14 protein-coding genes and 1 pseudogene are annotated in these 12,185 nt (G+C 44.2%); 7 read left to right on the plus strand and 8 right to left on the minus strand.

Annotated elements, in window-relative coordinates:
- Positions 1 to 110 precede the first annotated feature (110 nt).
- The 3 genes from Q0314_RS02195 (at position 111) to Q0314_RS11270 (ending at position 1,502) form a co-directional block, all read left to right on the plus strand.
- The gene (locus Q0314_RS02195) at positions 111 to 695 is read left to right on the plus strand and encodes a hypothetical protein (protein WP_298056035.1); all 585 of its coding nucleotides are present in this window, start codon (positions 111 to 113) and stop codon (positions 693 to 695) included.
- A 40-nt stretch (positions 696 to 735) separates the two neighbouring features.
- Entirely contained in the window at positions 736 to 1,104 is a 369-nt protein-coding gene (locus Q0314_RS02200; protein ID WP_298056037.1) for a hypothetical protein, read from the plus strand.
- A gap of 188 nt (positions 1,105 to 1,292) precedes the next feature.
- Positions 1,293 to 1,502: a LysM peptidoglycan-binding domain-containing protein gene (locus tag Q0314_RS11270; RefSeq protein WP_366114334.1), complete on the plus strand. Its 210-nt coding sequence runs from the start codon at positions 1,293 to 1,295 to the stop codon at positions 1,500 to 1,502.
- Positions 1,503 to 1,727: 225 nt separating this feature from the next.
- On the opposite strand, the gene rpsR is transcribed toward Q0314_RS11270, so the two are convergent.
- The 6 genes from rpsR to Q0314_RS02230 all read right to left on the minus strand — a co-directional run bounded on the left by rpsR (position 1,728) and on the right by Q0314_RS02230 (position 6,784).
- Entirely contained in the window at positions 1,728 to 1,988 is a 261-nt protein-coding gene (gene rpsR / locus Q0314_RS02205) for a 30S ribosomal protein S18 (protein ID WP_002946417.1), read from the minus strand.
- 14 nt (positions 1,989 to 2,002) lie between these two features.
- Positions 2,003 to 2,584 carry a single-stranded DNA-binding protein gene (locus Q0314_RS02210; RefSeq protein ID WP_298056041.1) on the minus strand — a complete coding sequence of 194 codons (582 nt, stop codon included), beginning with the start codon at positions 2,582 to 2,584 and terminating at the stop codon, positions 2,003 to 2,005.
- Between the two features lie 9 nt (positions 2,585 to 2,593).
- On the minus strand, positions 2,594 to 2,980 hold the full coding sequence (gene rpsF / locus Q0314_RS02215; RefSeq protein ID WP_122874108.1) for a 30S ribosomal protein S6: 387 nt from the start codon (positions 2,978 to 2,980) through the stop codon (positions 2,594 to 2,596).
- Between the two features lie 90 nt (positions 2,981 to 3,070).
- Positions 3,071 to 4,057: a DNA polymerase III subunit delta gene (gene holA / locus Q0314_RS02220; protein ID WP_298056043.1), complete on the minus strand. Its 987-nt coding sequence runs from the start codon at positions 4,055 to 4,057 to the stop codon at positions 3,071 to 3,073.
- The gene (locus tag Q0314_RS02225; RefSeq protein ID WP_298056045.1) at positions 4,050 to 5,969 is read right to left on the minus strand and encodes a ribonuclease R family protein; all 1,920 of its coding nucleotides are present in this window, start codon (positions 5,967 to 5,969) and stop codon (positions 4,050 to 4,052) included. The genes holA and Q0314_RS02225 overlap by 8 nt, the downstream gene beginning before the upstream one ends.
- Complete coding sequence (locus Q0314_RS02230) at positions 5,966 to 6,784, minus strand: HDOD domain-containing protein (protein WP_298056047.1); 819 nt, start codon at positions 6,782 to 6,784, stop codon at positions 5,966 to 5,968. The genes Q0314_RS02225 and Q0314_RS02230 overlap by 4 nt, the downstream gene beginning before the upstream one ends.
- A gap of 136 nt (positions 6,785 to 6,920) precedes the next feature.
- On the opposite strand from Q0314_RS02230, the gene ilvC reads away from it, so the two are divergent.
- The 4 genes from ilvC (at position 6,921) to ruvX (ending at position 11,182) form a co-directional block, all read left to right on the plus strand.
- A complete protein-coding gene (gene ilvC / locus Q0314_RS02235; RefSeq protein ID WP_298056050.1) occupies positions 6,921 to 7,943 on the plus strand; it encodes a ketol-acid reductoisomerase in 1,023 nt (340 codons plus the stop codon).
- Positions 7,944 to 9,569, plus strand: coding sequence for a divergent polysaccharide deacetylase family protein (locus Q0314_RS02240; protein WP_298056056.1), 1,626 nt, complete (start codon positions 7,944 to 7,946; stop codon positions 9,567 to 9,569).
- Positions 9,566 to 10,333 carry a DNA-processing protein DprA gene (gene dprA / locus Q0314_RS02245; protein WP_298056059.1) on the plus strand — a complete coding sequence of 256 codons (768 nt, stop codon included), beginning with the start codon at positions 9,566 to 9,568 and terminating at the stop codon, positions 10,331 to 10,333. Before Q0314_RS02240 ends, dprA begins: the two co-directional genes overlap by 4 nt.
- A 474-nt stretch (positions 10,334 to 10,807) precedes the next feature.
- Positions 10,808 to 11,182, plus strand: coding sequence for a Holliday junction resolvase RuvX (gene ruvX / locus Q0314_RS02250; protein ID WP_298056061.1), 375 nt, complete (start codon positions 10,808 to 10,810; stop codon positions 11,180 to 11,182).
- Positions 11,183 to 11,447: 265 nt separating this feature from the next.
- On the opposite strand, the gene Q0314_RS02255 is transcribed toward ruvX, so the two are convergent.
- The gene (locus Q0314_RS02255; RefSeq protein ID WP_298056063.1) at positions 11,448 to 12,047 is read right to left on the minus strand and encodes an alpha/beta hydrolase; all 600 of its coding nucleotides are present in this window, start codon (positions 12,045 to 12,047) and stop codon (positions 11,448 to 11,450) included.
- A 49-nt stretch (positions 12,048 to 12,096) separates the two neighbouring features.
- Positions 12,097 to 12,185: pseudogene (locus tag Q0314_RS11275) on the minus strand (VOC family protein); the annotation flags it as partial.

Below are 12,185 nucleotides of genomic sequence, written 5' to 3' on the forward strand. Positions count from 1 at the left end.
ATCAATAATATTTTAAAAATAAAGATTAATTATAACTTAAATTTAGTTTAAGGCAGCGAAAGATAAAATGCTGAGAACGGAAATTTAGCACAACACAAAAGGTCTACGTAATGCAAGAAGGACTACTTTACAAATACCGTAAAATTCACGATAAAATCATAGCAAACATCGAATTTGCCGTTTATTTTATATTCGCCCTCGGGATTTTTATTATTCCCGGCGATATTCTCTCAAGCTACCCTATTTGCGCAAAATTCGTAAATTTTATGAAACAATACTTTCCAAATGTCCAAATCTTTAGCGACGTTAGCCCTTTCAAGCAAGAGATCGAGTTTTATACGAGCTATATGTGGGTGATCGGGCTACTTTGGGCTGCGGAGATGGCGTTTTACGCGACTTGTTGCTATACGATATTTTACCGAGAGGATAAAGAACTGCAAGAAAAAGTAAAAAGTTTTAGCTGGCCGCTATTAATCTTTGCTTTTGGGATGAGCATATTTGGGATTTATGTATATTACACGGGTTACATCGTCACTGGCGGCGTGAGCTTTATGGCGTGGAGTATCGAGATAGATTTTGCAACCAAATTTGAGATATTTCAATACATACTACTTTTTCAAGCTATTTTTATGTTCGGCGTAGCAATGTTTGTTGCGTTATTTTATACGCTATTTTATAAAATTTATGAAAATTAAAGCAGTAGGTAAAAATTTTAATAAATAAAGGAGAATAGACATGAAGCCAGAGGAAGTAGTTCTCAACAAAGTCGAAATAGTATGCAAAGCAGATAGCGACGACTGCAGAGAGGGTGAAGGCAATAAAACTATGTTAAGTAAAGAAGCCAAAAAAGCCATAAATGATATGGGTGCGATAACCGCAGTAATAGAAGAAACTATAAAAGAGCTAACAAGCAACAAGGGGTTAGCCGCGGCAGTTACAACGGTGGCTCGCTGTATGGGAAATGCTTCAAACACGTTAAGTGTTTTTAAAACCATGTATTCAAATAACCTATCAAGTAAAGCTTTAAAAGCATCTGTTAAAATTTGGGTAATCATGAGTGGAGGAGTAGCTATCGGTGCACAAACGGCTACTAAGAAAGCATAAGCTATAATAATGTCTTAGAAGCCGCTAAATAACTAAATGCAAAAGTCAAATAAGTAGTCATAGATAAGCAAGCCTATGACAGAAGAAATCTTTAAAATTTAGAAATAAGAAATGTTATCGACAAGATAACTCCTGTTTTCTAACATTCCAATAAGAATAGATGAGGAACTGGATCGGGGGGCAAAGGAATATACAAAGTAAAAAGCGGAGATACCCTCTCAACCATAGCTCAAAGAAACGGTATGGTTACTAAAGAGCCGCTAAAGCTAAACACTTGGCTGGTAGATGAAGGTAGAGTAAAATTCTTAAAAAACAAGGTATTGGTAGAATCAAACATACTGGAACTAAACGAGACAGATCACGTTCTAGTAGGCAATAGAAACGCAGAAATATCCTAAAGGGCGGAAAGAGTTTGGGCGCAACAATAGTAAAGATTCAAAAGAGTTCTATCATATTTTATTAAAGATAATAGGAGTTCTTAGGGTGGCAATGTAAGTCGTAGCTAAAACTATGTTTAAGTTATTATAGTTTGTATTTTTGTCTTATCAATCTTAGAAAAGTGATGTAGAGAGGGGGTGGAAACAAAATTTAAGAAATTTAAGCCCTAACAAGGGCTTAAAAAATTATAGTCCTTCAAAAGGATTAGTTACTACGTCGTCGCGATCGACTACGTAAGGTATTAAAGCTGCTTGGCGAGCGCGTTTGATAGCCTTTTCGACCATCTCTTGGTATTTTTTAGAAGTGCCGGTTAGGCGTCTTGGCATGATTTTAAATCTCTCTGACAAGCAGTACTTCAAAAGCGAAGTGTCCTTGTAGTCGATAAAATCTATCTTTGCCTCTGTAAATTTGCAGTATTTGCGTGAATATTTTCTTTTTTCAGCCATTGTTTTTTCCTTAATTAAAATGGTATCGTTTCGTCGCCGTCATCGTATTTGTCGGCATCTATATCTATTTCTCGGACGTTATCGCCATAGTATTCGTCTTTTGGCTGTTGCTTTTGTTGCTGCGGTTTATTAAAATTTTGCCTTTGCGCGCCGCCTTGAGCGTAGCTATTTTGCTGATTTTGTCCGCCTTGATAGCCGCCGCCGTAGCCGTTATTTTGGTAGCCGCCTTGCTGATAGCCTTGATTACTATTTTGACTATATCCGCCTTGCTGTTGTCCTCCGCCTAGCATCTCCATATTTTCCACGCTGATAGTGTGTTTGCTTCTATTTTGTCCGTTATTGTCCGTCCATTGGTCGAATTTTAAGCGACCCTCAACTAAAAGCTTTGAGCCTTTGGAAAGATATTGGTTTGCTATTTCCGCTTGTTTTCCGAAAAATGTTATGTCTATAAAGCACGTTTCTTCGCGTTTTTCGCCGTTTACGTTAAATTTTCTCGTCACGGCGATGGCGCTGTTGCCTATGGCTGCGCCCGCAGTCGTATATCTAAGCTCGATATCTCGTGTTAAATTTCCTACCAAAACGACTCTATTAAACATTTTTCGTCCTTATTCTTGCGCTGCCGGAGCTTCTTCTGCTTTGACTTTCGGTTCTTTTTTGTTTAGTTTGATGCCCTTGCTCATCTTTTCCCAAGCGGCGATCTCTTTTTTGTTTTCAAATTTGACCGTTAAGAATTTGATGATCTCTTCGGTGATTCTGATGATACGCTCGACTTCGGCGATAGCTTGAGTCGGAGCCTCGAAATACACGACGAAATAAGTTCCGCGCTCGTATTTTTTTACGGTATAGGCTAGTTTTCTAGTGCCCATAGACTGCACAGACGCGATATTTGCGCCGTTTTTGGTTAGGATTTCTTTAACGAAATCAACTTTTGCGCTTACTTCTTCTTCCGTCAAAGTAGGCTTCAAAATGAATAAAAGCTCGTAGTGCTTCATTGATTCTCCTTGTGGGTATTAAGCTCGTTTGCGCGGTTGCAAACGGGCAAGGAAGTCTTTCGACAAGAGCTGATTTTATCTTTTTTTTACTTAATATTTGCTGTTTTTGCCGATAAGATTTTGTAGGCCCAGCACGCAGGAGAGCAGAAAAGTTTTTTTATCGAGCGAGGAGTTTGTTTTTAGCTCAAATTCCGCCAAATTTAACGCGGTAAAAATTTCCCTATACGCTTTTAAATTTACCGCCAGACACTGCCTTTTTAGTTCGTTTGCGACGTTTGGTGGTGGCGCGTAGCTTAGCGTTTCTTTTATGTCAAATTTACCAGTTATTTTGATGTCGGCATGTAACTTAAAAAGTCTAAAAAACGCACGGTAAAGCGAGTTAATAAACAAAATTTCATTAAAATTTCCATCATCCGCGCAGGAGAAAAAATCGGCTCTGATATCTTTTAGCGCGATAAATTTATCGAAAAAATCGTCAAAACTCACGCTTGATAGCGAAAAAACCAAGCTTCTTACGATATTTTCGTTTATAGGCTCGTTTAGGGAGGCTAGTTTATTTAGCTCGCTTGCGGCTAGATATAAATTTTCGTTGTGTATGCGGTAGAGTTCAAATAGCGCGTTTCTCGTTATATTTAGGCTCATTTTTGCAGCTTGTCTGCCGAGTAAATTTACTGCCTCTTCGGGCGAGCCGGGTTTAAAAAATCTCGCAAAATTTACCCCAAAAGCCTTTTGCGTATCAAAAACGGCTTTGGCGTCGGGCTCGAAAAGCTCGAAAATAAATACGCCGCCGTTTTTGCAACCGTCTATCAGGATTTTTAGCTCTTTTGCGGGGATTTTTTTGTCGCTTTTTACGTGCAAAAGCGGGCTGTCGCCAAATAGCGAAGGCTCGCAAAGATGCGAGCGCGCAGCCTCAAAATCGTACTCGTCGTAGTAAAGACTCAAAATTTCAAAATCTTTAAATTTGGCTAAAATTTCCTTCGCAAAAAGCTCGATTTGGTATTCGTCTGCACCGTAAAGCAAGAAATAATTTGGAAATTTGGCCGAATTTAGCGCGGCCTCTAGCTCTTTTCTATACATCGATTTTCTTTACGACCTTACCGAAAATTTCGGCCGTTGCGATATTTGCGTCCGTGATTTCGACGATGACTTTTTGCAGTAAATTTACGCTGTACGCGCCCAAAAATATCCTAGCGCCTTTTATCTCGTCGTCAAGCCTAGCTATCGCGACGTTTTGATTTTCGCTGATATAGGCGTTAAAGCGCTGTCCGATGCGCTCTTTTGCCCAGCGCGCGAATTTTCTATCCATAAAGTCAAATGCTACCCTGTCGGCTTCGCGTTCGAGTTCGCTTAAATTTGAGCAAGTCGCTTCGATATTTAAAAGCAGGTAGTTGAAAAATTTCTCGTCGTTGCGCAGTTTGGCCTTTAAAAGGCGGTGTAGCGTGAGATCGGAGTAACGGCGGATCGGACTCGTAAAGTGCGTGTAGCGCTCAAATCCCAGTCCGAAGTGGCCTAAATTTTGCGCGCCGTATTCGGCCTTTTTTTGCGATTTGATGATGAGTTTGTCGATCTCCTCGCGGTTGCCTACGGCGTCGGCCTGCGCTTGGATTTTGCGAACCAAATTTGCGATATCGCTCTCATAAACGAAGTCAAAGCCTAGAGCGCCGAGGTCTTCGAGCAAAATTTGGATTTTTCGCAGATCCGGCGAGCCGTGATTTCTAAAAACGCCTTTGCCGATGCGTTTTGCCGCCGCGACGTTGGCTAGCAACATGCAGTCTTCGACTAGTCTGTGCGAGTCGGTATCGGTTTCAAATCTCGTAGATGAAAGGCCGCCGTCCGCATCAAGACTCATACGAAGTTCCTGCGTTCTAAAGTCAAACGCGTTTTTCAGGCGTTTTTTGCGTAGGCGCGAAGTTAGCTCAAAAAGCGGCTTTATCCAGCAGGTTTCATCCTTGCGTTCGCCGCGTAAAATTTGATCGACTTCGTCGTAGTTAAAGCGTCTTTGCGAGACTATAACGGCTTCTAAGAGCTCTTCTTTTACAACTGCATCGTTTTCGCCTAGCGTGATTTTAAAGCAAAACGCAAGGCGCGCGGCATTTGGCTTTAGCGAACAGATATTTTCGCTCAAATTTCGCGGCAGCATCGGCACGGCTTTATGCGGAAAATATATCGAAAATCCGCGCGTTTTGGCCTCGGCGTCTATCGGAGAGTAGGGGGTTACGTATTCGCTCACATCGGCGATCGCGACGTAAATTTCGCGCTTTTTCTCGTCAAAATATATCGCGTCGTCGAAGTCTTTGGCATCGACGGGATCTATCGTGCAAAATGGCAAATCCCGCAAATCCGCTCGCTGCGGGTACATCGTAGGATCGACCTCATCGCCCCATGCAATCGCTTCAGCTTCGCACTCTTCGTTAAATTCGTCGTTTTTATTAAATACGGCGAGCGAAATTTTCTCGTCGCTGAGCGGGTCGTTTATGTTGCCGATAACCTCGACTATTTCGTTATTTATGTTGCCGATTTTTAGTAGAGTGCCGGGCGGCAGCATTTTTAGCGATTTTTGCGAGGCCTTTAGCGGCGAGCTAAGCGCTGTTTTTACGTTTACGCCAAGGATTACAGAGCCTATTTGTTTGGTGTAGACTACGCTTGTTTCGTTGGCGAGTTTTAGCGTCATCACGACCTTGGCGCTTTGGCGTTTTTTCTTTAGCGGCAGGAGTTTTGCCAGCACGATATCGCCGTAGTGCGAGGCGTTTAAATTTTTATTTTCTATTATTATATCTTGCTTAAAGCGTTTATCGTAGGGCGCCAAAAAACCCGTGCCGTTTGCACTTATATCTAGCTTGCCGCAAACAAAGCCGTTATTTAGGTAGTAACGGTCTTTGTGGTGGCTTACGGCGTTTAAATTTAGTAAATTTCGTAGGATTTCTTTATCGGAGGAGGCGACTTCCTTTTCGCTCACTCCGTCAAGTAGTTTGGTTAAAAAATCTTTCACAAATTCGCTTTGACTTTTGCGACGGCTTCGAGGAATTTATCTTGCGCAAAGCCGTATTCGTCGAGGTACATTAGCGTGTTTTGCAGATTGTCGTCGTTTAGCTGGTTAAAGATATTGACAGCATTTTTTACGACTTTAAGTGCTTTTGAGTAGCTTTTTATGTGTTCAGGTGCATCGTCTGGGTTGTTTGAATACAAAATCGCGTCGACAAGCTCAGGCTCAAGATTCCATTGTTCGAAAATTTTAGCCGTTACGGTTTCGTTAGAGATGCCGACGATCTCGTTTTCTAGCTCAGATAAATCAAAAGGGCTTGAAATATTTTTTAATTTTGACTTAAAGTCATCGGCTTTGCCTGTTTCGTTTAGCTCGTTGGATATAACGATTTTGCCGACTTCTAGCATGAACGAAGCAGGGCTTAAAACTGTAAGCTCGCTAGCGTTGATTTTTGAATACCAGTTATACATCAAAGCATTTTGCATTATAGAAATATTTAAAAAATCTTGACTAGTGATACCGTATGGATCTAAATTTATCTTAAAGCTTTTTTTAACCGCGCTCGATAGAGCAAAACCGCGTATAGTCGCCATGCCAAATAGCGTAACGGCTCTTGATATCGTAGTAATCTCTCTGCTAAATCCATAAAGAGGGGAGTTTGCCGAGCGTAGTATATTTGCCGTTAACATCGGGTCTTTTTCGACTATTTGAGATAGATCGTTAAGCGAACTATTTTCGTCTGAGCAAACGGTTTGAATTTTTATTATCGTATCGTCAAGCGGCGGAAGAGCCTTTATATGTTTATAAATTGATTCATTCATTTTTTACACTTTGCATCGAGATTTCGTAAGTGACAATTCTACACTAAAAGGCTTTTTAAAAAACTTAAATACATACGTTAAGCTTATTTTAGCGACTAAATAGTATAATCTCGCAAATTTTTTAAAAGGAGAGAATATGGCAGTAAGCATTTACTATGACAAAGATTGCGATTTAAGCTTGATTAGAAGCAAAACCGTGGCGATGATAGGTTTTGGTTCGCAAGGACACGCGCATGCTGAAAATTTGCGCGATAGCGGCGTAAAGGTGATCGTAGGCCTGGCAAAGGGCGGTAAAAGCTGGGCTAAAGCCGAAGCAAAGGGATTTGAGGTAAAAACCGTAGCCGAAGCCGCAAAGGCCGCAAACGTCATAATGATACTGACTCCGGATGAGCTTCAAGCTGAAATTTTCGAGCGAGATATAAGGCCAAATTTAAACGAAGGCGACGCGATAGCTTTTGGACACGGCTTTAACGTACATTTTGGACAGATAAAAGCTCCCGAAGGTATCGACGTCATCATGATCGCTCCAAAAGCGCCGGGCCATACGGTAAGAAGCGAATTTGTCCGAGGCGGCGGCATCCCTGATCTAATCGCCGTAGAGCAAAACGCAAGCGGAAAGGCTAAAGAGCTAGCTCTAAGCTATGCTAGCGCGATCGGCGGCGGCAGAACTGGTATCATAGAAACTACATTTAAAGACGAGACTGAAACCGATCTTTTCGGCGAGCAGGCTGTACTTTGCGGCGGGCTTTGCGCGCTGGTAAACGCGGGCTTTGAGACGCTGGTAGATGCCGGATATGAGCCTGAGATGGCGTATTTTGAGTGCTTGCACGAGCTAAAACTAATCGTCGATCTAATGTATCAAGGCGGCATGGCCGATATGCGCTACTCTATCTCAAACACCGCAGAGTACGGCGACTACGTAAGCGGACCGCGCGTCATCGGCGAAGATAGCAAAAAAGCGATGAAAGAAATCCTAAAAGAGATCCAAAACGGTAAATTCGCAAAAGACTTCATCCTCGAGCGCAAGGCCGGATACGTGCGCATGAACGCAGAGCGCGGCATCGCCGAGAGAAGCTTGCTAAATCAAACCGGCAAAAAACTACGCTCGATGATGCCTTGGATCAGCTCGGGCAAACTCATCGATCAAAGCAAAAATTAATTGAACTCGAAACCTAGAAAAAAAGCCGCGAAAAGGCGCTCCAAAAAGGGGCGCTCGCGCGGCGGCCTAAAGCTGCTACTTTCCGCTTTTCTCATCGCCTGTATCTTGCTTGTTGGGGCGTTTTATCTGCTAGACGTCAGGGTAAAAGTCAAAAGTGATAACGCGCTGATCGCTAAAATCGAGCGGTATTTCGGCGACAAAAGCGAGCCCGAGCAAAAGCAAAATTTAAGCCACAAACCAAGCCTTTCGGCCTCAAACAGCTCTGAAAAAGTCACCATAAAAGACGCGCAAGCCGCCTCAGGTGTGCACTCTAGAGCAAATTTGACCGATATCAAGGCGCTTTTTGACGAGGCGGAAGCTAAAGGTAAAGTAAAAATCGGCGACGAAAAAGCTAGAGCTGAAGAAAAAAACTATCAAAATTTGCCAAACGAGCAGGCTAAATTTGATAAAAACTTGCAGGGCGCGCCTGCGGTTAAAGATATAAAATCGCTTGAAGGCGGAAATTTGGCGTCCCGCGATACCTCCGAGCTGGACGGCGCAAACGCCAAAAAGGTCGGCGAGCTAAATTTGACAAATTTAAGCTCTAAATACGAGCCGGCTAAAACCGCTCAAAATGGAGGCGATAACGTCAAATTTGACGCCTCGCAAGCGCCTCAAAGGACGCATATTTTTGCAAATTCCGAAGCCGTGATCTTTGACGATACGCCTATGCCGCAGGCGAAAAATAACCCCCTCGAGCAGGCGTTAAAAAAAGAAAAAATTAATATCGAATTTAGCGACGCAAACGATCAGGCAGGGCAGGTCGAAGTAAAATTTGACGCCGAAAATGCGACGCAAAGCGCCGAGAAAAACGAGCAAGAAAAGAGCGAAAAAGAAAAGCCTAAAAAGGACGAAAAAGCTAAATTTACAGACTCGCAAAAGACGGATAAAAAAAGCTCAACCGAGACAAACGAGGTAAAGGCCGCCGTAAAAGCTGGCTACAAACCGCGTCTAGTCATCATCATCGACGACGTGGCGTACAAGCACCAAGCAGACGCGATAAAAGCGGTAAATCTAAAGCTCACGCCGTCCTTTTTCCCAGCTACTTCCGCCCACCCCGAGACGCCTGTTTTGGCGCGGCGTTTTAGTTTTTATATGATCCACCTGCCTATGCAGGCTCTAGGCGGCTTTAAGGGCGCTGAAATCGGCACTCTTACGGTCAACGACGACTACGAAAAGATCGCAAAAAAACTGCAAAGTATCAAGCGAGACTTTCCAAATCTAAAATACATCAACAACCACACGGGTAGCCGATTTACTAGCGACGCGGCCGCGATGGATAGAATGATGCGGGCGGTGCGGGACGAAAATTTGATATTTGTCGATAGTAAGACGACCTCGCCGACTAAGGTCTACGGCGCGGCGAAAAAATACTCGATGCCATACATCGCGCGCGACGTGTTTTTGGATCACGACGGCTCAAAAGCGGCGGTGCGAAAGCAGCTAAAATACGCCGTCGAGCTAGCTAAAAAGCGCTCATACGCCATCGCGATCGGCCATCCGCACAAAAATACGCTCGAAGTCCTGCAAGAAAGCGCAAAACTCTTGCAAGAGGTCGAGGTTGTCTATCTAAAGGATCTTTTTTGAACGTCTTAACCGAGCTTCCTAGCGGTCTTTTGCGTCTAAAAAAGCCGCCGAAAAAGCTGTATTTTGAGGGAAATTTAGCCCTGCTCGAGCGCCCTATGGTCTCGATCGTGGGCTCCAGAAAGGCAAGCGCTTACACTAGGCAGTGCGTAGAGGCGCTAGCTAGGACGCTGGCAAACAGCGGAGTTTGCGTAGTTAGCGGTGCGGCCATCGGCGTAGATATCGCCGCGCACAAGGGTGCATATCCGCATACGGTCGCCGTTTTTGGCAACGGACTAAACAAAATCTACCCGCCAAGCAACGCCAAAATCATCAAAGAAATTTATCAAAACGCGCTGGCTCTTAGCGAGTATGACCCGGGCGAGCCGCCGCTTGCTTATAGATTTTTGGAGCGAAACCGTATCGTAGTCGCGCTCTCGCAGGCTCTAGTCGTGGCGCAGGCTGACGCTAAAAGTGGCTCGATGCAAAGCGCGCGCATGGCAAAAGAGCTTGGCGTGCCGATATTTACGCTGCCTCAGCGCCTAGGCGAGAGCGATGGGACAAACGAGCTACTAGCTAGCGGCGCGGCAAATTTGATAAACGATTTTGACGCCTTTGCGCTTCGTTTCGGCAGCAAACCCGCGCCCGCGCAAGAGGATGAGGTGATAAAATTTTGTAAAAACGGCGCGAGCCTTGATGCGGCTTTGGCGAAATTCGGCGATAAAATTTACGAATACGAACTCGAAGGCAAGCTGCGAATATCGGGGCTTACGGTGTTTGCGGAGTAAATTTGCTTTATCTGTTTTTTAAATTTTGCGCTAGGCGAGCGGTTTAAATTTGAAAGGTCGAGCAAACGGCGGCAAATTTAAGCAGCTTTTAGTTTAAATTCGCACGGTTTGCAGGCGATTTTTAAATTTTATGATTACGTAAATTTTTGGCGTGCGAGAGCAAAATTCGCTCGCTCGTTTTTGCTGTTTTTTAAATTTGCTCGAGCTTGCTTGGAGTAACGTTTTTAGCGGACTACGTTTGCTAATATTAGTCAAATTTGTACGATAAATTTTACGGCAAATTTGTTTGCGGCGGGTTTAATTATTTTTGGTAATTTCTTAAATTTGCTGCTTTTGCGGATTTATTTGTAACGCAAATTTGAACTGCCCGGTTTAATGTCTCGCAAAAATCGGCAAACGGCAGCGATTTTTCGATATAAATTTGCCTGCAAATAACCGAAATCAGGCACAAAAATCAAAATCTAAAGGACGAAAATGAGCATAATGGCCATCGACGTTGGGCTAAAACGTATCGGCGTGGCGCTAGCCGTCGGGCAAACCGTGATGCCGCAAACGCCCGTTTTGCGCAAAAATCGCAATCAAGCAGCGCGCGACGTTAGCGCCGTTTTACGCGAATACGGGGCAAAAAAGCTAGTCGTGGGCGTGCCGCTTGGGGGATCTAGCGAGGACGAGATGCGGCGGCGGATCGCGCACTTCGTGTCGCTGCTCGAATTTGACGGCGAGGTGGTCTATCAGGACGAGGCGATGAGTAGCTTTGAGGCGAGCGAAATTTACGCCGAGGGTAGGCGCGACGGACGGCTAGATAGCATCGCTGCTATGATTATTTTGAAGCGGTATTTGGGGCTTTGAGGCGGTTTGCAAAAATTGGCGCACGGTAAAATGGCGGCAAATTTGAGTTTTGCGCCAGAGTTGCGTTGGGGCCGTCTCGGCCGATCGTTGCCTCGCATATAGTGTGAGTAAAATTTGAGTCAAATTTACGCCTCGGCTGTAAATTTAGCCGATGTTTTGCGTAAAATTTAAAAGCGACTTGAGCGGAGGATTTGCGAGTCAAATTTGACTTGAGGGTTGGGCGCGCTACGACTCGGAGTCAAATTTTATCAAAAGTCAGCCGCTATCAGCTATAGCGCCGTATCCAATCATCCAAAAAACGCATTTGCTCCGCCGTATGAAACCAATGTTCGCCGTTTTTCATGACGGTAAGCGTTGCGCCGATTTGGTTTGCAAACTCGCAAATCGTTTCAAAAGAGGTTAGATCGTCATTTTCGCCGTATAAAATATGCGTCGGCGCCGTCCAGCAGATAGGATGCTCTCTGGCGTAGCAAAGATATTTCCACGAAAGTTGTTCTCCGCATTCCGTATCGAGCTCGCCCCTGTCTCGCAGCTCATCCTCGCTCACGCACGCCTGCGACATCATTTTTTCGATTAAAATTTGCATATTTACGATCGGCGAAATAAAATACGCCTTTTTTATCCCCATGCCCTGTAAGGCATGCATGGCAAAAAACGCGCCGATACTGTTTGCGACGATTGTCACGGATCTGCGGTTTTTAAGGATGTGCTCAAAAAACGGCACAAATTCCTCTTTCGCATCCCACGGCGAGCGAGCCTTGTAATCAAATCCCAGCACGTCGCTATCTGCAAAAAGCGGTTGATAATGAGCCGCTTCTTGCGCGCTTCCGCCTTTACCGTGTATATACACGACTATATTTTTCATGATTTTTCCTTTTTGCTGCCGCTAAAATTTAGCTTTGCAGCCGTTTGCTCTAAAATTTGAGCAGTCCGTCCTCGTCAAATTTAAAGTCAGGCCCCCAAGCCACCTCCCAGTAGTATCCGTCCGGATCGGCAAAATACG

Source organism: uncultured Campylobacter sp. (genome assembly GCF_938040115.1).
In the GTDB taxonomy this organism is placed as follows: domain Bacteria; phylum Campylobacterota; class Campylobacteria; order Campylobacterales; family Campylobacteraceae; genus Campylobacter_A.